Genomic DNA, 22147 nt, shown 5'->3' with positions numbered 1-22147 from the left:
GCGCCCGCTCCGGAGACCCTGAAAAATTGGGCCGCTATTCTATCTCGAAATCGGGTGAAAAATCATCCTTTAAACGGTCCGCAGATACCGTCACACCGCGATCTGAGGATCGCCCTCAATTGCTATCCCCCCCTTGTTTCGATACCTTACCCGATCAAAACGACTGAGCCAGATTCCGCATTCACGAACCTGTTTTAAAACGAGGTCTATCCGACATGGCCCAATACGTATATACCATGAACCGCGTGGGCAAGGTGGTTCCGCCCAAGCGGGAGATTCTGAAAGACATTTCCCTGAGCTTTTTCCCCGGCGCCAAGATCGGCGTACTCGGCCTGAACGGCGCGGGTAAATCCACGCTGCTCCGTATTATGGCGGGCGTAGACCAGGATTACATCGGCGAAGCCCGCCCCCAGCCGGGCATCAATGTTGGCTACCTGCCGCAGGAGCCGGAACTGGACGAGACCAAGACCGTCAAGGAAATCGTCGACGAGGCGGTCTCCGGCGTTCATGACGCACTGGCGGAACTCGATCAGGTCTATGCTGCCTATGCCGAGCCGGATGCAGACTTTGACGCCCTGGCCAAGAAGCAGGGCGAACTGGAAGCCTATATCCAGGCGACTGACGGCCACGATATCGAGCGCAAGATGGAAGTCGCGGCCGACGCACTCCGTCTGCCACCCTGGGACCAGAAAGTAAACGTGCTGTCCGGTGGCGAACGCCGCCGTGTAGCCCTGTGCCGCCTCCTGCTGTCGGGTCCGGACATGCTGCTGCTGGACGAGCCCACCAACCACCTGGACGCCGAATCCGTGGCCTGGCTCGAGCGCTTCCTGCACGACTACGAAGGCACCGTGGTTGCCATCACCCACGACCGTTACTTCCTGGACAACGTGGCTGGCTGGATTCTGGAACTGGACCGGGGCCACGGCATCCCGTTCGAAGGCAACTACAGCCAATGGCTGGAAAACAAGGAGAAACGCCTGGAAATGGAGGCCAAGCAGGAAGCCTCTCACCAGAAGGCCATCAAGCAGGAACTGGAATGGGTTCGCAGCAACGCCAAGGGCCGTCAGTCCAAGAGCAAGGCCCGCCTGGCCCGTTTCGAGGAGATGAGCTCCCAGGAGTTCCAGAAGCGCAATGAAACCAATGAACTGTATATCCCACCCGGACCACGCTTGGGCAACAAGGTGATCGAGGTGGACGGTATCAGCAAGTCATTTGAAGACCGACTGCTCTACGAAGACGTATCCTTCAGCGTTCCGCCGGGTGCCATTGTGGGCATCATCGGTGGTAACGGGGCCGGTAAATCCACCCTGTTCCGCATGATCGCCGGCAAGGATCAGCCCGATTCGGGGACGATTACCGTGGGTGAAACCGTTGAACTGGCCTACGTGGACCAGATGCGCGATCTCAATGGCGACAAGACGGTCTGGGAAGAGCTCTCCGACGGCCAGGACATCATCAAGGTCGGCAACTACGAAACTCCGTCCCGTGCCTACGTAGGCCGCTTCAACTTCAAAGGAACGGATCAGCAGAAGCGGGTCGGCGACCTGTCAGGCGGCGAACGCAACCGGCTTCATCTTGCGAAGCTGCTGAAGGAAGGCGGCAACGTACTGCTGCTGGACGAGCCGACCAACGACCTCGACGTGGAAACCCTCCGGGCCCTGGAAGAAGCCCTTCTTAACTTCCCGGGCTCCGCGCTGGTCATCTCGCACGATCGCTGGTTCCTCGACCGGGTCGCGACCCATATTCTCGCGTTTGAGGATGATGGGGATGTGGTCTATTTCGAAGGCAACTTCAGCGAATACGACGAAGACTTCAAGAAGCGCAAGGGCGATTCCGCCATGCAGCCCAAGCGCATGAAATACAAGAAGCTGGCGTGATCAGAAGGGTCAGTCCAGATGGACTGGCCCTTCTCCCCCTTCCTTGGCGCAGCAATAGAAGATCCGACCCATTATGGCCAAAGCGAAAACCGCCTTTGTCTGCACCGAGTGCGGGGCAGACTACTCGAAATGGCAGGGGCAATGCTCCGCGTGCCAGGCTTGGAATACCATCACGGAAGTCCGTGGCGCCGGATCTTCTGCCAAAGGTGCCAGGGGCGCAAGATTCGAAGGCTTCGCCGGGAGTCTCTCCGAAGTCCAGAGCCTGGACTCGGTCAGTCTCGCCGAACAGCCACGCATCGGCACCGGCATGCAGGAATTTGACCGGGTACTGGGCGGCGGTCTGGTCGAAGGGTCCGCGGTCCTGATGGGTGGCCATCCGGGTGCGGGCAAGAGCACTCTGCTCCTGCAAGCGGTCTGCCACCTGGCGGCCAGCGTCCCGGCGCTGTACGTGACCGGCGAGGAATCACTCCAGCAGGTCGCCATGCGTGCCAAACGCCTCGGCCTTCCGACCGGCGACCTGAACATGCTGTCGGAAACCAGCGTTGAGCGCATCCTGCAGGTTGCGGAAACCGAGAAACCCCGGATTCTGGTGGTGGACAGCATCCAGGTCATGCATGTGGCCGACATTGAATCCGCCCCCGGCAGCGTCTCCCAGGTTCGTGAGAGTGCCGCATTCCTGACCCGTTTCGCCAAGCAGACCGGAACCATTCTGTTCCTGGTCGGGCATGTGACCAAGGACGGCAGCCTGGCGGGCCCCAAGGTGCTGGAGCACATGATCGATTGCTCCATCCTGCTGGAAGGCTCAAGTGACAGCCGTTACCGCACTCTCCGGGGTATCAAGAACCGCTTTGGTGCCGTCAACGAGCTGGGCGTGTTCGCGATGCTGGAACAGGGTTTGAAAGAAGTGAAGAACCCCAGTGCGATCTTCCTCAATCGTGGCGAGGATGCGGCACCGGGAAGCGTGGTGATGGTGGTCTGGGAAGGCACCCGCCCCATGCTGGTCGAGATCCAGGCGCTCGTGGATATGGCCCAGGGCGGCTATCCACGGCGAGTGGCGGTGGGGCTGGACCAGAATCGCCTGGCGATGTTGCTGGCGGTACTCCACCGCCATGGCGGCCTGCACGTGTCGGATCAGGATGTCTTTGTGAATGTGGTGGGCGGCGTCAAAGTGAACGAAACCAGTGCCGATCTGGCCCTGCTGGCAGCCATTGTCTCGTCATTCCGGGATCGTGCCCTGCCACAGGACTTGGTGATCTTCGGAGAAGTGGGACTTTCCGGAGAGATCCGGCCGGTGCCCAGCGGTCAGGAACGGATCTACGAGGCGGCCAAGCATGGATTTACCCGCGCCCTGGTACCGAAGGCCAACGTGCCACGCAAACCGGTGGAGGGAATGACGATCATTCCGGTCAACAAGCTCAGCGATGCCCTGACGGCGCTGGAAGATCTCTAGACTGAGGGTCAGTCGAGCAGATGGGCGAATTCGCGCTCAAGCAAGGCCTGATCGCCGAGGTTGAGTTCCACCAGCCGCTTGAGGTGGGTAACGCTCTCCAGGTCGATATACTGGCACTTGAAGCCGAGTCGGTGCGCTTCCACGTGCTTCAACTCCACCGCCATGACAATCGCCGTCATCTGATCATCCAGGTGGATCACCACCTCACACGGATCATTCAGCGATGCGGTCCAATGATCGGGGCGCCTGACCAGCACCCCCTTCAGGGAAATATCCAGCACCTCGGTCGTCCAGACATTGTCCCGACAATGCAGTTCGCAGGGTGCGTCGAACTCGATTCGGTGAAAACGGCGTTTATCTGGCGCTTGTGATGACAAAAGATGACTCCTGCTGACCGGTCCGACTTCACTGTGACTATAGCGGGGACCGGCCAACTCGGCCAGTAGCAGTGCGCAGGGCCTACCGGTGGTACTCGGGACTGAGCTCGACAACCGCTTCAATAAACGCTTTGGCGTGCTCGGGGTCCACGTCCGGCGTAATACCATGGCCCAGGTTGAATATGTGCCCGGTCCCGGTTCCAAAGCGGCGCAAAATATCAGCAACCTCCTGTCGGATCCGCGCCGGCGGCGCATACAGCATCGCCGGGTCCATATTGCCCTGCAGGGCCACCCGATCCCCTATCCTGGCCCGGGCATTGCCAATGTCCGTGGTCCAGTCGAGACCGACCGCGTCGCACCCGGAATCGGCAATGGATTCCAGCCACTGACCACCGTTCTTGGTGAACAGGATAACCGGAATGCGGCGTCCGTCCCGCTCACGGATCAGACCATCCACAATCTTGGTCATGTAGCGGAGCGAAAACTCTTCGTAGGCCCAGCTGCTGAGTACGCCGCCCCAGGTATCAAAAATCTGCACAGCCTGTGCGCCGGCGCGAATCTGGCCGTTGAGATAGTCGACAACCGCGTCCGCGAGGTGGTCCAGGAGACGATGCATGACGTCCGGTTGACCGTACATCAGCTTTTTCGCTTCCCGGAAATCCTTCGATGAGCCCCCTTCGATCATGTAAGTCGCCAGTGTCCAGGGGCTACCCGAGAAACCGATCAAGGGCACCCGACCACCCAACGCATCGCGGATGGTGGATACGGCGTTCATCACATAGCCCAGGTCGGCTTCCGCATTGAGCTTCGGCAGCGCAGCGACATCGGCCTCAGAGTGGATCGTATGGCGGAACTTCGGACCTTCACCGGTTTCAAAATACAACCCCAGACCGAGCGCATCCGGGATGGTCAGGATATCCGAGAACAATATGGCGGCATCGAGGGGAAAACGCTCCAGCGGCTGCAGCGTGACCTCACAGGCCAGTTCCGTATTTTTGCACAGGCTGAGAAAATCCCCGGCCTTGGCACGTGTCGCCCGGTATTCCGGCAGATAGCGGCCAGCCTGGCGCATCATCCATACCGGTGTGCGATCGACGGGTTGACGCATCAGGGCACGCAGGAATCGGTCGTTTTTCAGCTCTGTCATAGCAAGTCCGGCCTTCAGGTCTGATAGAGAATTCGATGGCGGCAATGATACCCGGATCAACGGAATAAAAAAGGGCGGCTTCCACCTAGAAAGCCGCCCTTCTGATCCGTATCAACCGGACATCAGATGTCCAGGTAGTCGAGGATACCCTCGGCGGCCTGGCGGCCCTCCCAGATGGCGGTTACGACCAGATCGGAACCACGGACCATGTCACCACCGGCAAAAATCTTGGGGTTGCTGGTCTGGAAGGCATACTCCGATTCCTCCGGCGCGTGAACCCGGCCCGAATCGTCAGTGCTCACACTCAGCTCATCGAACCAGTCTGCCGGACTCGGCCGGAAACCAAAGGCAACCAGCACGGCATCCGCGGGAATCACCTCCTCACTTCCGGGAACCACCTCGGGGCGACGGCGACCGTTCTCGTCCGGCTCGCCCAACTGGGTCTGGACCACCTTGACGCCCTCGACACGGTCTTCGCCAATGATTGCGATGGGCTGACGGTTGAACAGGAACTTGACTCCCTCTTCCTTGGCATTGGCGACCTCACGGCGGGAACCCGGCATGTTCGCTTCATCCCGGCGATAGGCGCAGGTCACACTCTCGGCCTGCTGTCGGATCGAGGTACGGTTACAGTCCATGGCGGTATCCCCACCACCCAGCACCACGACACGCTGGCCTTTCATATCAATGAAATCGTCGGGATTCTTTTCGAAGCCCAGGCGGCGATTGACGTTGGACACCAGGAATGGCAATGCATCGTAGACACCCGGCAGGTTTTCGCCCGGGAAACCGCCCTTCATGTAGGTGTAGGTCCCCATACCCATGAAGACAGCATCAAACTCATCGATGATGTCCTGGAGCATCACATCCTTGCCCACTTCGGTTTCCAGCCGGAATTCCACGCCCATCTCCTCGAAGACCTGGCGACGACGGCTCATCACGCTCTTCTCCAGCTTGAACTCCGGGATACCGAAGGTCAGCAGGCCACCAATCTCGGGATAGCGGTCGAACACGACCGGCTTGACTCCGTTGCGCACAAGAATGTCGGCGCATCCCAGACCAGCAGGGCCGGCACCGATCACTGCGACCTTTTTGTCCGTCCAGGCCACCTGGGACATGTCAGGCTTCCAGCCGAGGGCAAAGGCGGTATCGGTGATGTACTTTTCCACCGAGCCAATGGTTACTGCGCCATAACCGTCGTTCAGGGTACAGGCACCTTCGCAGAGCCGATCCTGAGGACAGACACGGCCACAGACTTCGGGCAGGGAGTTGGTCTGATGACACAACTCCACCGCCTTCATGATGTTGCCTTCCGATACCAGCTTCAGCCAGTTTGGAATGTAATTGTGTACCGGACACTTCCACTCACAATAGGGATTACCGCAGGCCAGGCAGCGATGGGCCTGGGAACCGGCGGCATCGGCAGTGAAGGGTTGGTAGATTTCACCAAACTCTTTCTTCCGCTTCCTGGCCGGTACCTTCTTCGGGTCGACCCGCCCAACTTCAACAAACTGGAAGTCGTTATTCAGTCGTTCTTTCATCATGGTGCTCTCATCAGCTCAATTTCGACACAGGGAAGCGAGCTGTTCGGACTCTGCTTCCCTAACCCATTCCGGCCCGACGCTTATTCCGGGCGTGCGCGGGTGCTGGCCAGCAGACTGCGCAAGCTGGCCGCCTTGGGTTTCACCAGCCAGAAACGGCCGATGTAGTCGTCGAAATTCTCAAGAATGTGCTCTGCCCACTCACTACCGGTTTCCGCGATATGCTCACGGATCACGCCGCGCAGGTGGTTGCGGTAAGACTCCATGTCCTCGCTGGAGATACGCTGAATTTCCACCAGTTCGTGGTTGTACTTGTCCACGAACGTGTTGTGTTGGTCCAGCACGTAGGCAAAACCACCGGTCATACCGGCGCCGAAGTTGTGTCCGGTATTGCCCAGAACCGTAACCAGACCCCCGGTCATGTATTCACAGCAGTGATCACCGGCACCTTCCACGACGGCGGACGCGCCGGAGTTGCGGACGGCAAAACGCTCGCCAGCGGTTCCCGCGGCAAACAGCTTGCCGCCAGTGGCACCGTACAGGCACGTGTTGCCCATGATCGAGGTTTCCTGGGTCTTGAACTCGCTACCACGTGGCGGCTTGATCACCAGCTTGCCACCGGTCATCCCCTTGCCCACGTAATCGTTGGCGTCACCCTCAAGGATCAGGTTCAGACCACCGACGTTCCAGACCCCGAAGCTCTGGCCGGCCGTTCCTGTCAGATCCAGGGTGATAGGCGCATCGACCATACCCTGGTTGCCGTGCTTCTCGGCGATTTCACCCGACAGTCTCGCACCGATGGAACGGTCACAGTTGGTCACCCGGTAAGACCAGGCACCGCCAGACTTGTTGTCGATGGCCGAGGCAATGTCCTTGACCATTTGCTCCGCCAGGGTGCCGCGGTCGAACGGATGGTTACGCTCCACCTGACAGGTCTGGGGCTTGTCCGCCGGAATACTGTCGTTCTCCAGAAGGCGCGTCAGATCCAGCTTCTTCTGGCGCTCCGTATCACCGGGCAGACGCTCCAGCAGGTCTACACGACCGACCAGTTCTTCCAGGCTACGCACACCCAGCTTCGCCATCCATTCACGGGTTTCTTCCGCCACGAAGCGGAAGAAGTTCATGGCCATTTCAACGGTACCCTTGAAATGCTCTTCCCGCAGGTGGTCGTTCTGGGTTGCCACGCCGGTCGCACAGTTGTTCAGGTGGCAGATACGCAGGTATTTGCACCCCAGCGCCACCATGGGTGTGGTACCGAACCCGAAACTTTCCGCGCCGAGAATGGCACCCTTGACCACGTCGAGGCCGGTCTTGATCCCGCCGTCCGTCTGCAGCCGGATTTTCCCACGGAGGTCGTTCGCCCGCAGCGCCTGCTGGGTCTCGGTCAGCCCCAGCTCCCAGGGGGAGCCGGCGTAACGGATCGACGTCAGCGGACTGGCCGCGGTACCGCCATCGTAGCCGGACACGGTAATCAGATCGGCATAGGCCTTGGCAACGCCGGCGGCAATCGTACCCACACCCGGCTCAGACACCAGCTTGACCGACACCAGCGCCTTCGGGTTGACCTGTTTGAGGTCAAAGATCAGTTGCGCCAGATCCTCGATGGAATAGATGTCGTGATGCGGGGGCGGGGAAATCAGCGTCACGCCCGGCACGGAATACCGCAGACGCGCGATCAGCTCATTGACCTTGCCACCCGGCAGCTGGCCACCCTCGCCCGGCTTGGCGCCCTGGGCAACCTTGATCTGCATGACATCGGCACTGCGCAGATATTCCGCCGTCACGCCGAAGCGTCCGGAGGCCACCTGCTTGATCTTGGAGCGCTTCTCGGTGCCGTAGCGCGCCGGATCCTCACCGCCTTCACCCGAGTTGGAGCGACCGCCGAGGGTGTTCATGGCAACCGCCAGGGCTTCGTGGGCCTCCGGAGAAAGTGCGCCCAGGGACATGGCTGCGGAATCGAAACGCGGAAAAATGTTCTCCACCGGTTCAACTTCCGACACATCAATCGACTTCAGGTCCTTACGGAAGGTCAGAAGGTCACGAAGCGTCGCCACCGGGCGCTCGTTCACCAGCCCGGCATACTCCTTGTAATGACCGTAATCACCACTGGTCACGGCTTCCTGGAGTTTACCAACGACGTCCGGATTGAAAGCGTGGTATTCCTGGCCGTGGACATACTTCAACAGACCACCCTGGGAAATCGGCTTGCGCGCTTTCCACGCAACGCTCGCCAGCTTTTCCTGGTCTTCCTGGAAGTCGATGAAACCGGCGCCCTGGATGCGGCTCGGAACACCCTTGAAGCAGAGGTCAACCACGTCGTCCGCCAGACCAATCGCCTCAAACAGCTGAGCGCCTCGATAAGAGGTGATGGTGGAGATACCCATCTTGGACAGGATCTTCAACAACCCCTTATTGATACCCTTCCGGTAATTGTTCTTGGCATCAATCGGATCAATCAGGACCTCACCGGTGCGGATCAGATCATTCAGGACCTGATAGGCCAGGTAAGGATAAACGGCGGTCGCGCCAAAGCCGAACAGTACGGCAAAGTGATGCGGGTCCCTCGCCCATCCCGTCTCGACCACCAGGTTAGAATCGCACCGCAGCCCCTGCTTGACCAGGTGATGGTGAACCGCGCCGGTTGCCATCAGTGCGTTGACCGGCAGTTCTCCCTCATTGAGATCCTTGTCGGTAAGAATCAGGATGACCTTGCCGTCCCGTACGGCCTGCTCGGCCCGGTCACAGACATCGCGAATGGCCTGCTCAAGCCCCTGCTCCGGGCGATAGCTCATGGAGATTCGAGCAACCTCAAAGCCCGGACGGGTGTTGTTGGAGATCTTGAGGAACTTCGCCGGCGACAGCACGGGCGTGGTCAGAATGATCCGGTCCGCGTGCTCTGCACTCTCCTCGAATACGTTGCGCTCTGCGCCAATGCAGGTTTCCAACGACATGACGATCGACTCCCTGAGAGGGTCGATCGGCGGGTTGGTTACCTGAGCAAACTTCTGGCGGAAGTATTCAGCCACGTGCCGTACTTTGCTGGACAATACGGCCATGGGGGTGTCATCTCCCATGGAGCCGACCGCCTCCTGGCCATTCTCCGCCAGCGGACGCAGCACCTGGTCCCGCTCTTCAAACGACACATTGAACATCTTCTGATGCACGAGGAGCTCATCAGCGGACATCAATTTGAATTCGGGCGTGTCCTGATTCAGCGTGGTTTCCACACGCAGGGCGTTTTCTCTCAGCCACCGCTTGTAGGGCTGCGCCGTCTTGAGACGCTGATCCACATCGCTGGTATGCAGGACTTCGCCGGATTCCGTGTCAATCGCGAGGATTTGTCCCGGCCCGACACGGCCCTTGGCGACAACGTCGTCAGGCTGATAGCCGTAGGTGCCGATCTCGGACGCCAGAGTGATGAAGTCATCCTTCGTGATCACCCACCGGGCGGGGCGCAGACCGTTCCGGTCCAGCATACAGACGGCATAACGACCGTCCGACATGACCAGGCCTGCCGGCCCATCCCAGGGCTCCATGTGCATGGAATTGTACTCGTAGAAGGCGCGGAGCTCGGAATCCATGGTATCGACGTTCTGCCAGGCCGGCGGAATCATCATGCGGACCGCACGGAACAGATCCACCCCACCGGCGAGAAGGACCTCCAGCATGTTGTCCATGCTGGAAGAATCGGAACCCGTCAGGTTTACCAGTGGCTGCAGTGTCTGAAGATCCGGCAGGTCCGGCGAGCTGAACTTCGCCGCACGGGCGATGGCCCAGTTCCGGTTGCCATCAATGGTATTGATCTCGCCGTTATGGGCGAGGTAACGGAAGGGTTGCGCCAGCGGCCATTTCGGCATGGTGTTGGTGGAGAACCGCTGATGGAACACACAAATGGCCGTCTGGAGATCCGGATCGCCCAGGTCCTTGTAGAAGTTGGCCAGATCCGCCGGCATCATCAGGCCCTTGTAGGCAAGGGTCCGATGCGAAAGGCTGCAAATATAGAACTCCGAATCTTCCGCCATGTCGCGTTCGGCATGCCGACGGCCAACGAACAGGCTGATTCCGAACTCCTTCTCCGACTTGCCCGCCGGCACCACGAAAACCTGTTCAATCCGCGGCAGGCACTCCAGGGCCATGGGCCCCAGGCAGCTGTCGTCAACCGGGACTTCGCGCCAGCCCATGATTTCCAGGCCTTGCTCTGTCAGACGCTTTTCGACGGCGGCGCGTCCGGCCGCGGCCTTGCTTTCGTCCGGGTTCAGGAAAACCTGACCGACAGCGAACAGATCGCCAGGTTCACGGCCAAAGGCCGTCTTGGCCGCCTTTTTCAGGAACGCATCCGGGCTCTGAATCAAAAGGCCACAGCCATCGCCGGTCTTGCCGTCTGCAGCGATACCACCTCGGTGGGTCATGCAGGTCAGGGACTCGATGGCAGTTTGCAACAACTTGTGGCTGGCCTCGCCCTTCATGTGGGCGATCAGACCAAATCCGCAGTTGTCCCTGAATTCTTCGGGATGATACAAACCTGTCATCATAAGCGTTCTCTCGCGTAGAAATGCTTTTCAATCAGAGGGTTAGCAAAAAAGCAGCCTAAAGGGCGCCCTCTGACACTGAAAATGGGGGCTGGCCATTTTACACACGTAGAAATACGTACTCAAATCAGAGTTGAATTATTGTTAGGGTCTGCCACCGTTGAGGGCCAGGCTGCCGACAGGCCTGACGGGCCGCCGGCGTAACGATGGTGGTCAGAGATCTGCGCTGCGACGAACCCAGGGCGATTGCTTCCGGAGTGCCTCTGGCAGCGACTGGACAGCCTCGTGAGCAGCATCGCTACTCACAAAATCACCGTATACTACCATAAACCAGGGCTTATCTTTCAGCTTCGACCGCGTGTAAGCCAAACCGTCCAGTTCGGGGTATTGGCGAATCAGATTCAGCGCCGTCGATTCCAGGTGGCCCGCAATCAACTGCACCGTCCATCCCGTACGATCACGAAGCCGATCCAGATCGACAAAACGTGCCGGCAGGGCGGGCTTAAAGGCCGGCTCTGAGGGTTCAGGTCCAGGCGCGGGCTTGGCCTCATCCGGCTCGGAAACCTGAGCGGAAACAGCGGCAACATCACTGTCAGTCACCGCATCTACCGTCTCTTCCGACGACGATTTCTTCTGGACATCCGCCGCTTCTGTCGGCGCGGACTCGCCTGCCCCTGCTGCCCCGCTTTGCGGTTCCGCATTTGCGGAAGCACTCGATTCGGACACCACCGCGGACGGTTCGGTGTCGACTGCGGGTTCAGGGTCATTCGCTGGGGGCACCGATGCTGAAGACTCTGCAACAGCATCATCGTTCACGGGAACCGGCGCAGGAGCCGGCTCAACAGCTTCCCTTTCAGGCTCGGGCTCTGGCGCCAACTCCGTATCGGGACCGACCGTTACACTTTTCCGCACCGGCTCAGCCTTTGTCTTGGGTGCAGACTGATCGGCAACGGAATGATCGTACTGCAGCGACACCAACCACCAGGAACCCGCAAGAATAATCAGGGCCAGAGCCGGCCAGGCAAATTGACGCCAGGATAAACCCGCGCGCCTTCGGGACCCGGATTTATCCGCGACCATGTCCAGCCAGACGCCGGGCGTTATCCGCTTCAGCCTTCCGAAACTTCCCTGGCTCAGCGAATGCAATCGCTCCAGCTTCGAGTTACTGAGCAGTTCGGAAACTCTGCCGCCGGCGCGTTGGATTCGTGGTTCGAGATAGGCATAGATGTCCGATTTTTCCAGAGGGCGAAGATGGAGGTGATGCACCGAAAGCGTGTCCTCATCCACGTCCAGAAGCGGCAGCAATGCCTCGGTGCCGGAGAAAACAGGGACCGCAGCCATTGCCCGCTCGGACGCGAGAAAGCCCGACAATATCAACCTGGAGACTTCAGGCGGCACCTTGTCGGCGTCGTCAATCAGCAGCACCATCCGCTGGCCTTTACGAACCTTTGCCTGGGACCACCGGAAAAATTTGAAGACAGCCTCTCTCGGGCCATCGTCCGGGGCAATTGCTGAACGGGCCACGGCCCGCAGATCACGGGCCAGCGCCTGCGGACTGGTGAGCGCCGCCGTCGGAAGCCGATGAAAATCCAGCCGGGCGGCCTCACTACGGATGAGTTCGCCAAGCAGACGGGTTTTCCCGGACCCGACTGCTCCCGTCAGTACGAGCGCCATGTCACCAAAGCCACAGAGGTGCCTCAGCGTCTCAAGCGAGTGCTGCCGGGAAGCATCCGGGAAAAACGGCGTATCCATATCCAGCGGATCGGCCCTGAGGCCATAGCGGTGCTGCAACCGTGGAAACAATCCGCCATCCTCAACACTGTTCAGTCCATCGACCATCGTCGCTTCCAGGCCTCCAGTCCAGACTATTGCTGACCACAAAATGCCGAAAGGGTTGCTGCCAGGTGCTCTTTAGAGGCGTCGGCGGTCACCTCGGCCTCACCGACCGACCGAAGCAGGACAAGACGCAGCTGGCCATCCACGTTCTTTTTGTCGACCGCCATCAGAGACATGAAATCATCCGGGGTCATATTCCCCGGCGGCAACTGCGGCAGAACGGCTGACTGAACGATCCGAACCACACGCTGGTAATCAGACTGAGAGATCATTCCCTCTCTGACCGACAGATCGGCAGCCATTATCATGCCAGTGCCAACCGCCTCTCCGTGCAGCCAGTGACCATACCCGGCGAAGGTTTCGATGGCATGCCCGAAGGTATGACCAAGGTTGAGAATCGCCCTCAGCCCACCCTCTTTCTCGTCCTGGGCCACCACATCCGCTTTGCAGGCGCAGGAACGATAGACCGCTTCAGCCACCGCATCGGTGTCCAGCCGGGTTAACCGGTCCATATTGGCTTCAAGCCAGTTGAGAAATACGGGCTCCCGGATCAGACCGTATTTAATGATTTCCGCGAGGCCGGCAGAGACCTCCCTTGGCGGCAAGGTCTTGAGGGTATCCGTGTCGATAAGAACCACGCTCGGCTGATGAAACGCACCGATCATGTTCTTGCCCAGTGGGTGATTGATTCCGGTCTTACCCCCCACGGAAGAATCGACCTGGGAAAGCAGGGTCGTCGGAATCTGTATAAAGGAAACGCCCCGCTGGTAGCACGCTGCGGCAAAGCCTGTCATATCACCAACAACCCCTCCGCCCAAAGCGACCAGGGTGGTCTTGCGGCTATGACGCTCCTCGAGTAGCGCATCAAAAACCCGGTTCAGAGTCTGCCAGTCTTTGTATTTTTCGCCATCGGGCAGGATAACCGAACTGACCGATTTGCCCGGAAAGCTGGCCTCCGCGCCCTTCAGATAAAGCGGCGCGACCGTCTCGTTGGTCACGATCATAACCTGAGAACCCTCCACCCAGGGCGACAGATCGACGGAACCCAGCAGACCCGCCCCGATCAGAATGGGGTAACTCCGTTCACCCAGATCGACCGATAGCCGATGCAGAATCTCAGACATGATGGCGCCCCTCCTTACGAACCTGGCGGCGATGGCGTGGAGTTCTTGGATTAATCCGGTTAACCAGTTGCCGAACGACAAGACGGGGACTTTTGCGGTCCGTATGCATCACGATATCGGCCAGTTCGCGATAGATGGGGTCGCGAATGGCAAACAGATTCCGAAGGATCGCCTCCGGGTCATCGTTCTGCAGCAGCGGACGATTACGGTCCTTCCTGGTCCTCTCAACCTGTTGCTCTATTGAGGTTTTCAGGTAGACAACCACCGAATCCTGCTTTAGCAAAGGGTGGTTTTCCGAGCGCATTACCGCGCCGCCTCCCGTGGCCAGAACCGTCTTGGGCTCCGAGGCCAGCTCAGTCAGCATTGCTGTCTCTCGCTGCCGGAACCCGTCCTCACCCTCGACATCGAAAATCCAGGGAATATTGGCCCCGCAGCGCTCTTCAATAATCCGGTCGGTGTCGAGGAAGCGATAGCCCAGTTCACGGGCCAGCATTCGACCGATAGTACTCTTTCCCGCCCCCATGGGGCCCACCAGAACGATTCGCTTGGGCAAAGACATAAGACACGCTCAAAAGCTTTCAGGCGGGTGAGAATAGCACAAAAAAAGCCGCCGGTTTTACGCGGCGGCTTTGGTTACTCCTGATGATTACTGGATCAGATCGTTCTTTATGATTTTCGGCGTAATGAAGATCAGCAGCTCACTGCGCTCATCAACATTCTCGGTCCGCTTGAACAGGGCTCCCAGGTATGGAATATCCCCAAGGAACGGCGTCTTGGTGGTCTGGGTAGAGACCTGGGACTGGAAGATACCGCCCAGAACCACGGTTTCGCCGTTACCAACGAGCACCTGTGTGGTGACCTGGTTCGTGTTGATCGACGGGATGCCGGCGGTTACTTCACCCCGGGAATCCTGATTCACCACCAGATCCATGATGATCTTGTCATCAGGTGTGATCTGCGGAGTCACTTCCAGAGACAGCACCGCTTCCTTGAAGGACACCGAGGTCGCGCCTGAGGACGACGCCTCCTGGTACGGAATCTCCTCACCGGACTTGATCGATGCGGTCTGGCGATCCGCCGTCACAACGCGAGGCTGAGACACGATCTCGGCCTGACCGTCACTCTCAAGGGCTGACAGCTCGAGATCAACGAGGAAGTCATCGCTGCCCCATCCGATGGCCAGCGAGGAAGTCCCCTCACCGGTGACACCGAGGTCAACCGCCAGAGCCCCCGGGAAGGTAATCGGAGTCGTATTGTTGTTACCGGCGGCGTCACGTGCTTCTTGCAGGGTTCCCTGAGAGCCACCAACGGTAAAGGTATGATTGCCACTGACGTTGTAGGCTGCACCACCCCAGCGAATACCCAGGTTCTCAGCCACGTTCGTCTGCGCCCGCACAATGCGCGCCTCAATCGAGACCTGGCGAACGGGAACGTCCCAGGTGGACACCAGTCTGCGGATTTCTTCCAGCTTGGCAGAGGTTTCACGGACACTGATGGTGTTGGTACGCGCATCGGAGGACACGAAGCCCCGATCAGAGATCAGTTCCTTGTCGGCCTTGATCAGATCAACGATGTCAGAGGCCTTGGCGTAGTTAACCTGGATGATATCCAGCCGAACCGGTGCCAACTCTGCAATCTGCTTGTTGGTTTCAAGTTCCAGCTTCTCCCGGGCTGCAATCTCGTCAGCGGGGGCGACCAGCAATACGTTACCGATCTGGCGCTTGTCGAGCCCCTTGGTCTTCAGGATGAGATCCAGCGCCTGATCCCAGGGCACGTTTTGCAGTCGCAGGGTAATGCTACCGGTGACCGTGTCACTGGCGACAAGATTCAGGCCGGTAAAGTCGGCAATCAGCTGCAGCACCGACCGCACTTCGATGTCCTGGAAGTTGAGCGACAACTTCTCACCGGTGTACGGGAATTTCTCTTCCTTACGGGCCTGGGCTTCCTGTTCAGTCAGCTTCTCGACGCTGACGGTGAACTGACTGCCCGACTGGTAGGCGATGTAGTCGTAGTTACCCTCAGGACGGATTTCAACCACCGCATTGCCGTCGGAAACGTAGGTATCGATCCGGCTCACCGGTGTCGCAAAGTCAGTGACATCAAGTCGACGACGGAGGTTTTCGGGCACCGAAAGCTCCGGCATGGTCAGTCGGATCTTGCCACCCAGTTCGGACAGGTCGACCGGCGTGCTGCTGGAGCCAAGATCGACAATGACTTTGCCCTCGCCATTCTTGCCGCGACGGAAATCGACACCTGCCAGCGTATTCGGCGCAGTTGTCGTGGTAGAGGCGGCACTTCCGGAAGAGGAACTGGACATTGCGGCAGTATTCGCAGGCTCACCGTCACCGCCGATGGTCATTACCAGCGCATTTCCGTTCCGGACCGTCGAGTAAGGCACCAGATCCACCAGATTGAAAATCAGGCGCGTCCGGTCAGGCGTCTCGACAACCGTCATACTCTGGGCATTACCACCACCCAGAGGGATACTGCGGCTGTCCAGACCGTTCTTGGTGTCGCGCAGATCCACCGCAATGCGGGCGGGACGCTCGATCGTATAGCCCGTTGGCTCGGGGGGCTGCCCGTCAAATTGGAGTTTGACCTCCAGCCGATCCCCCGGTAGCGAGGAAAACGACACGTCGTCCAGCGTGACCGCGTTGGCCAGGCCGGAGAACAACCCAAAAGCAATCACGCCGACGTACACTGTGAGTTTTCTGAACATCGCTAGCCTCGACCCTAAAACTTTTTGTTCGTGCATGTTTCTTTCAATCTTCATTATGCCGCTCCTTAGCCCTGTCCCTCATTCAATGTCAGGGAACGAGGACGCTCGACCCAGCCGCCCCGGCCATTGGGAACGATTTCAATCAACTCGATTCGCGTTTCACTGACTCCGACAATGCGGCCGTAGTTCTGCCCCATGTAATTGCCGGTTTTAACCCGGTGAATACCGCCTGTACTGTCTTTCACCAGTGCATACAGATCGCCGGAGGGCCCTTGCAGGGTTCCGACCATACTGAGCGCCTTGATATCGAAATTCTCCAGTACTTCACGAGGCCTATCCAGGTCCGGCTCAACCTCACTGACGGGCTGCTGCTCCACCATGGTGAGCTGAACATCGATGGGCGGCTCGAACGGAGACCTTCGGTCCGCAGCCGAATAACTGAAGGCTTCATAGGCCTTGAACTCCGGCAAGGGTTCGACATGCCCCCTCGGCTTCGCCCGGGCCTCCGCCATGAACTTGTCCAGATCCGAAAAACCACCGCCCTGGGAACACGCTGTCAACAGTGATACCAGACATACTCCCAGCCAGGCCTTACCTGCATGATATCCCGCCATGCTCACTCTCCAGCCCGGTAGCGGTAGGTACGAGCGACAACCTGCATATCAAGCTGGTCTCCGTCTCCGCTGGTTGGTTTGATGGTGAAATCGTGCAGTGTCACGATCCGTGGAAGACTGGCCACACTGCTCACGAACGACGCCAGTTCGTGATAGGAACCCGACACCTCGATATTGATGGGCAGTTCGGCATAGAAGTCACGACGCTGCTCCTGCTGGAGCTTGATCTGCTTCAGGGACAGTCCACTGCCGAGGGCCGTATTGGTGATATCTTCGAGCAGGCCGGGCACCTCAGTTTCACTGGGGAGCTGCCGGACGAGCGCACCGAAGGTCTCTTCCATCTCGGCCATCTGCGCCTTGAACACGTCCAGATTGGCCACCTGATAGGCCTTCTTTTCGTATTCCTTACGCTTTTCCTGCTCCTGCTTGGTCACCCGATCCAGCTGTGTGTACTGATCCTTGATGAAGAACCAATAACCACCACCCAGGATCAGACCGAACACGATCAGCACCACGATAGCCTTGATCGGAGCGGGCCAGATGCCAGCGTTATTGACATCCAGATCGTTTATATCGAATTCATTCAGGCTTTTGAGAGAGTCCGCGAGGCTCATTACTTATCCTCCCCTTCGGGCTCGGGGGTTTTCTGTTTAACCGTCAGATTGAACTGGCTGTACCCCGCACGGCGGCTATCCGCAGCCGCCACGTTGGAGAGATTGGGGTCAGCGAACCAATCGGACTCTTCAAACGACCGCATCAATGTGGAAATCCGGTTGTTGGATTCCGCCATGCCGACAATCTGAAGGGTATCCCCGGTTTTCTTGAGGTCCGTGTAATAAAGACCGTCCGGCAGAGTCCGCACCAGCTCGTCGAATATCCGCACGATGACCGGACGCTTGCCCTGCAGATCCTGGATCACCTTCATCCGGGCCAGAAGCTCGTCGCGCTTGCGCTTGAGATTCTCGATCTCCTTGATCTGGGCATCCAGTTTCTTTGCGGCTGTTTCTATATAGGCATTCCGGGACTGCTGGTAGGCAATCCGGCTATCCATATCGGTCTTCCACAGGAATACAAGGCCGGCGGCGATGATCATGGCTCCAAGCATCATCACTACAAATTGCTTTTGCTTCTCCGCGCGAAGTTCTTCGCGCCAGGGTCTGAGGTTAATCTTTGCCATCAGTCGAAGCTCCTCATCGCCAGGCCACATGCAATCATCAGTGAGGGGGCATCGTTACCCAGCGCCGAAGCATTGACCCTGGATCCTACCGACATGTCCGCAAATGGGTTCGCAACCAGCGTGGGTGTGCCGGTCTTCTCCTCCACCATTTCCGTCAGACCCTGGATTGAAGCGGTTCCGCCCGCAAGGACGACGTAATCAACCGCGTTGTACTGGCTCGCGCCAAAGAAGAACTGGAGGGCCCGGGCCACTTGCTGGACCACGGCTTCCCGGAACGGCATCAACACTTCGGTTTCATAATCGTCCGGCAGACCGCCCTGCTTCTTCGCAAGCCCTGCTTCTTCCAGGGAGAGCCCGTAACGGCGCTGAATTTCCTCGGTAAGCTGTTTACCGCCGAAGATCTGCTCCCTGGTATAAACGGTTTTGCCGTCAGCCAGAACACTCAGGGTGGTCATCGTCGCCCCGATATCCACGATGGCAACGACCAATTCCTCACCCTGGGACTCGAGTTGCGGCTCGATGAGCGAATAGGCCCGCTCAAGCGCATAGGCCTCGACATCGACGATCTTTGTCGTCAGCCCGGCAATCTCGAGTGCATCTTCCCGGATATCGACGTTCTCTTTCCGGCAGGCGGCAAGCAACACATCCACCTGATCCGGGTTCGACTCGGAAGGGCCCTGAACCTCGAAGTCAATGGCGACCTCGTCCAGGGGGTATGGAATGTACTGATCAGCCTCAAGAGCGATCTGGTCTTCCATCTCGAACTCATTGAGACCGCTATCCATCTGGATCAACTTGGTGATGACCGCGGAACCGGACACCGCCACGGCGACCTGCTTGACGCTGGTACGTGATTTGGACGCGACGCGCTTGAGGACTTCCCCGACCGCTTCGACATCCGTGATATTTTTCTCGACCACAGCGTTGGCTGGCAATGGCTCTACCGCATAGCTCTCGACCTTGTACCGGCTGCCCTGTTTCGACAGTTCCAGAAGCTTGACGGAGCTTGAGCTGACATCCACGCCCAACACTGCACTGGATTTCTTTCCAAACAATCCGAACACGCGCTCACCCTATACCTGGTTACATGCACCCGGTTAAATAACTTAGTGTTTTTTATGTAAGAGAATTTCTTTGTCTTTCCGTCTACAATGCCATTTCTTGTTTTACCGAGAAGCATTGCTTAACAGACGAGTGCCTCATTCTTCCTAAAGCAATTTCTCAAATGATAGACCTATATCCAACAGTTGTCAGAAAAAAATGTCTCATTTGTTGCGCACATCTCGCCTTTTCGCCTGGTTCTTTCTTACCGGACTGAGTGTCGCTGTTATCACAGTCTCAGGATTTTACCTTTATCTTCGCCCGGGCCTTCCGCCCGTACAACAGCTGCTGGACGTCAAGCTACAGACGCCCCTCAGGGTGTTTAGCGAAGACAACAGATTAATAGCAGAATTCGGTGAAAAGAGAAGGACCCCAATCACAATCGAACAGATCCCTACAATTCAGTTACAAGCCTTCATGGCAGCTGAAGACTCCCGTTTTTACGAGCACTTCGGGATCGACATCAAAGGCCTGGCGCGGGCTGCCGTGCAACTGGTCTCCACCGGAGAAATCCAGTCGGGGGGCAGTACCATCACGATGCAGGTTGCAAAAAATTACTTTTTGTCACGCGACAGAACCTTCATCCGCAAGTTCAACGAGATACTGCTCGCTCTTCAGATCGAACGTGAACTCGACAAAAACAAGATCCTTGAGCTCTACCTGAACAAGATCTATCTGGGCAACCGGGCCTACGGGCTTGCCGCCGCAGCGAGCGTCTATTACGACAAGCCGGTCAATGAACTGTCGCTGGCGCAGATGGCCATGCTGGCCGGACTGCCCAAGGCACCCTCAGCCTACAACCCGCTTGCGGATCCCGAGCGCGCCATGAGCCGTCGTAACTGGATACTGGGCCGAATGCGGGACCTTGGGTACATCACTGACGACGCATACGACCTGGCTGTCAAAGCGCCCCTTACCGCCAGCTATCACAGTATCGAGCCGGAAGTGGATGCCGATTACGTTGCAGAAATGGCACGCGCGGATATAGTCCGGCGCTTTGGTGACGGCGCGTACAGCGACGGCTATACCGTCACCCTCACCGTAAACAGCCAGAAGCAGCAGGCAGCGACTGAATCCCTGCGGGACGGCCTTGAGGCTTATGACCGGCGACACGGTTTCCGTGGACCGATCGGTCATCTGGACAAGGCAACACTGGACAGCCGGGGTACGGACTCGCTGATCAAAAACTACCCGACCGTCGAGGCACTTCGCCCGGCAATTACCACCGCCGTGAACGACGAAACCGGTCAGGTAACCCTGTTCGCACGGGGACTTGGCAGTGTGGTAATGCCCTTCGAGACGATGACCTGGGCCAGACGTTACAAGACCGAGGACCTGAAAGGCGCAGCGCCGAAGGCACCGTCGGATGTTCTGAGTGTCGGTGACGTGGTCTACGTGAAAAAACTGGCCGACCAACCGTCCGCAGCCGACCAGCCAACAAGAGTTGCCCTAAGTCAGGTGCCGCAGGTCGAGGGCGCCCTGATTTCACTCAAGGCCGAAACCGGAGCCATAGAGGCCCTCAGTGGCGGCTACAGCTTTAACCAGAGCAAATACAACCGGGCCATTCAGGCAGCCCGCCAACCCGGCTCCAATTTCAAGCCATTTCTCTACCTGATGGCGCTCAACAACGGCAAGACCCCGGCCACGATCTACAACGACGCACCGATCGTTTTTGATGACTCCAAGCTGGAAACGTCATGGCGCCCGCAGAACTCGTCAGGCCAGTTCTACGGCCCGACGCGTTTGCGGGAAGCGCTCTACACGTCGAGAAATATCGTATCCATCCGCCTGCTCCGGGATCTGGGCATCCAGAATGCCCTGGATTTCCTCAAGCAGATGAAGATCCCGACCGACAAAATGCCGGACGACCTGTCACTGGCACTGGGCAGCGGCCTGCTTTCGCCCATGGAAGTCGCCCGGGGGATGGCGGTCATCGCCAATGGCGGCTATGACGTCCAGCCGTACCTGATCAAGACAATCCAGGACGTTAACGGTGATGTCGTGTACCAGGCGCCAGAGACCATCCTGTGCGACGAGCAATGTGAAGCACAACAGGCGAAATCCGGCACCTCAAAGCCGGACGAGACCACGGAGAAAGATGCGACCCAACCGGAGCCGCGCATCATGCATCGCCTGGTGGAAAAGCGCTCGGTGTATATCCTCCACTCGATGATGAAGGATGTCATACGCAAGGGAACAGGGCGCCGGGCCCTCAAACTGGATCGCCCGGACATCGCCGGGAAAACCGGAACAACCAACGATCAGCGCGATACCTGGTTCTCAGGATTCAACCATCAGATTGCGACCACCGTCTGGGTCGGGTTCGATCAGCCTGCGCCACTGGGCCGTGGCGAGTACGGTGCGAGCACCGCCCTGCCGATCTGGATTGACTACATGCGGGTTGCCCTTAAGGACACGCCCCTGTCCAACATGCCGCGACCCAATGGCATCGTAAACATCCGAATCAACCCGGAGACCGGCCAGCGTGCGCGCCCCGGAGAAGACGGTGTCTTCGAAGTCTTCAAGGAAGAGGATGCCCCCGCCCCGCTTGCGCCCGAGAAAGAGGGCCAGAAGAACGAGGAACAGGAAGACAGCGGGCTTTCCAGACAGATTTTCTGATAGCGATCCAGAGAATCAGACACAAAAAAACCGCGA

Annotated in this window: 15 protein-coding genes; 3 read left to right on the top strand and 12 right to left on the bottom strand. The window is 58.4% G+C overall.

Annotation, left to right across the window (positions count from 1 at the left end):
* Positions 1-215 precede the first annotated feature (215 nt).
* A complete protein-coding gene (gene ettA / locus MSNKSG1_RS18270) occupies positions 216-1877 on the top strand; it encodes an energy-dependent translational throttle protein EttA (RefSeq protein ID WP_008940780.1) in 1662 nt (553 codons plus the stop codon).
* A gap of 73 nt (positions 1878-1950) precedes the next feature.
* Positions 1951-3327, top strand: coding sequence for a DNA repair protein RadA (radA, locus tag MSNKSG1_RS18265; protein ID WP_008940779.1), 1377 nt, complete (start codon positions 1951-1953; stop codon positions 3325-3327).
* Positions 3328-3335: 8 nt separating this feature from the next.
* Here the strand turns inward: radA and MSNKSG1_RS18260 are convergent, their stop codons facing one another.
* The 12 genes from MSNKSG1_RS18260 to MSNKSG1_RS18205 form a co-directional block, all read right to left on the bottom strand.
* Positions 3336-3704 carry a PilZ domain-containing protein gene (locus MSNKSG1_RS18260; protein WP_008940778.1) on the bottom strand — a complete coding sequence of 123 codons (369 nt, stop codon included), beginning with the start codon at positions 3702-3704 and terminating at the stop codon, positions 3336-3338.
* A gap of 82 nt (positions 3705-3786) precedes the next feature.
* Positions 3787-4851, bottom strand: a complete 1065-nt coding sequence (hemE, locus tag MSNKSG1_RS18255; RefSeq protein WP_008940777.1) for a uroporphyrinogen decarboxylase — start codon at positions 4849-4851, stop codon at positions 3787-3789.
* A 122-nt stretch (positions 4852-4973) separates the two neighbouring features.
* Entirely contained in the window at positions 4974-6392 is a 1419-nt protein-coding gene (locus MSNKSG1_RS18250) for an FAD-dependent oxidoreductase (RefSeq protein ID WP_008940776.1), read from the bottom strand.
* An 83-nt stretch (positions 6393-6475) separates the two neighbouring features.
* Positions 6476-10924, bottom strand: a complete 4449-nt coding sequence (gene gltB, locus MSNKSG1_RS18245; RefSeq protein WP_008940775.1) for a glutamate synthase large subunit — start codon at positions 10922-10924, stop codon at positions 6476-6478.
* A gap of 210 nt (positions 10925-11134) precedes the next feature.
* The gene (locus MSNKSG1_RS18240) at positions 11135-12760 is read right to left on the bottom strand and encodes an SPOR domain-containing protein (RefSeq protein WP_008940774.1); all 1626 of its coding nucleotides are present in this window, start codon (positions 12758-12760) and stop codon (positions 11135-11137) included.
* Between the two features lie 26 nt (positions 12761-12786).
* On the bottom strand, positions 12787-13869 hold the full coding sequence (gene aroB, locus MSNKSG1_RS18235) for a 3-dehydroquinate synthase (protein ID WP_201764976.1): 1083 nt from the start codon (positions 13867-13869) through the stop codon (positions 12787-12789).
* Positions 13870-13873: 4 nt separating this feature from the next.
* Positions 13874-14440 (bottom strand): shikimate kinase AroK, encoded by a 567-nt coding sequence (gene aroK, locus MSNKSG1_RS18230; RefSeq protein WP_040887094.1) that lies wholly within the window; start codon positions 14438-14440, stop codon positions 13874-13876.
* An 87-nt stretch (positions 14441-14527) separates the two neighbouring features.
* On the bottom strand, positions 14528-16600 hold the full coding sequence (gene pilQ / locus MSNKSG1_RS18225; protein WP_201764975.1) for a type IV pilus secretin PilQ: 2073 nt from the start codon (positions 16598-16600) through the stop codon (positions 14528-14530).
* Positions 16601-16665: 65 nt separating this feature from the next.
* Positions 16666-17214: a pilus assembly protein PilP gene (locus MSNKSG1_RS18220; RefSeq protein WP_008940770.1), complete on the bottom strand. Its 549-nt coding sequence runs from the start codon at positions 17212-17214 to the stop codon at positions 16666-16668.
* 2 nt (positions 17215-17216) lie between these two features.
* Positions 17217-17828, bottom strand: a complete 612-nt coding sequence (pilO, locus tag MSNKSG1_RS18215; protein WP_008940769.1) for a type IV pilus inner membrane component PilO — start codon at positions 17826-17828, stop codon at positions 17217-17219.
* The gene (locus MSNKSG1_RS18210; RefSeq protein ID WP_008940768.1) at positions 17828-18391 is read right to left on the bottom strand and encodes a PilN domain-containing protein; all 564 of its coding nucleotides are present in this window, start codon (positions 18389-18391) and stop codon (positions 17828-17830) included. The genes pilO and MSNKSG1_RS18210 overlap by 1 nt, the downstream gene beginning before the upstream one ends.
* Positions 18391-19455 (bottom strand): pilus assembly protein PilM, encoded by a 1065-nt coding sequence (locus MSNKSG1_RS18205; protein ID WP_008940767.1) that lies wholly within the window; start codon positions 19453-19455, stop codon positions 18391-18393. Before MSNKSG1_RS18205 ends, MSNKSG1_RS18210 begins: the two co-directional genes overlap by 1 nt.
* A 196-nt stretch (positions 19456-19651) precedes the next feature.
* Between MSNKSG1_RS18205 and MSNKSG1_RS18200 the strand changes: the two genes are divergently transcribed.
* A complete protein-coding gene (locus tag MSNKSG1_RS18200) occupies positions 19652-22111 on the top strand; it encodes a penicillin-binding protein 1A (protein WP_040887092.1) in 2460 nt (819 codons plus the stop codon).
* Positions 22112-22147 lie beyond the last annotated feature (36 nt).

The organism is Marinobacter santoriniensis NKSG1, from assembly GCF_000347775.1.
Lineage (GTDB): Bacteria > Pseudomonadota > Gammaproteobacteria > Pseudomonadales > Oleiphilaceae > Marinobacter > Marinobacter santoriniensis.
This window is presented reverse-complemented; position numbering and strand designations above follow the sequence as displayed.

Excerpts from the sequence above, each read along its gene's own strand:
- ettA (WP_008940780.1), top strand. The coding sequence starts at position 216 with ATGGCCCAATACGTATATACCATGAACCGCGTGGGCAAGGTGGTTCCG.
- radA (WP_008940779.1), top strand. The coding sequence starts at position 1,951 with ATGGCCAAAGCGAAAACCGCCTTTGTCTGCACCGAGTGCGGGGCAGAC.
- hemE (WP_008940777.1), bottom strand. The coding sequence starts at position 4,851 with ATGACAGAGCTGAAAAACGACCGATTCCTGCGTGCCCTGATGCGTCAA.
- MSNKSG1_RS18250 (WP_008940776.1), bottom strand. The coding sequence starts at position 6,392 with ATGAAAGAACGACTGAATAACGACTTCCAGTTTGTTGAAGTTGGGCGG.
- gltB (WP_008940775.1), bottom strand. The coding sequence starts at position 10,924 with ATGATGACAGGTTTGTATCATCCCGAAGAATTCAGGGACAACTGCGGA.
- MSNKSG1_RS18240 (WP_008940774.1), bottom strand. The coding sequence starts at position 12,760 with ATGGTCGATGGACTGAACAGTGTTGAGGATGGCGGATTGTTTCCACGG.
- aroK (WP_040887094.1), bottom strand. The coding sequence starts at position 14,440 with ATGTCTTTGCCCAAGCGAATCGTTCTGGTGGGCCCCATGGGGGCGGGA.
- pilQ (WP_201764975.1), bottom strand. The coding sequence starts at position 16,600 with ATGTTCAGAAAACTCACAGTGTACGTCGGCGTGATTGCTTTTGGGTTG.
- MSNKSG1_RS18220 (WP_008940770.1), bottom strand. The coding sequence starts at position 17,214 with ATGGCGGGATATCATGCAGGTAAGGCCTGGCTGGGAGTATGTCTGGTA.
- pilO (WP_008940769.1), bottom strand. The coding sequence starts at position 17,828 with ATGAGCCTCGCGGACTCTCTCAAAAGCCTGAATGAATTCGATATAAAC.
- MSNKSG1_RS18210 (WP_008940768.1), bottom strand. The coding sequence starts at position 18,391 with ATGGCAAAGATTAACCTCAGACCCTGGCGCGAAGAACTTCGCGCGGAG.
- MSNKSG1_RS18200 (WP_040887092.1), top strand. The coding sequence starts at position 19,652 with ATGTCTCATTTGTTGCGCACATCTCGCCTTTTCGCCTGGTTCTTTCTT.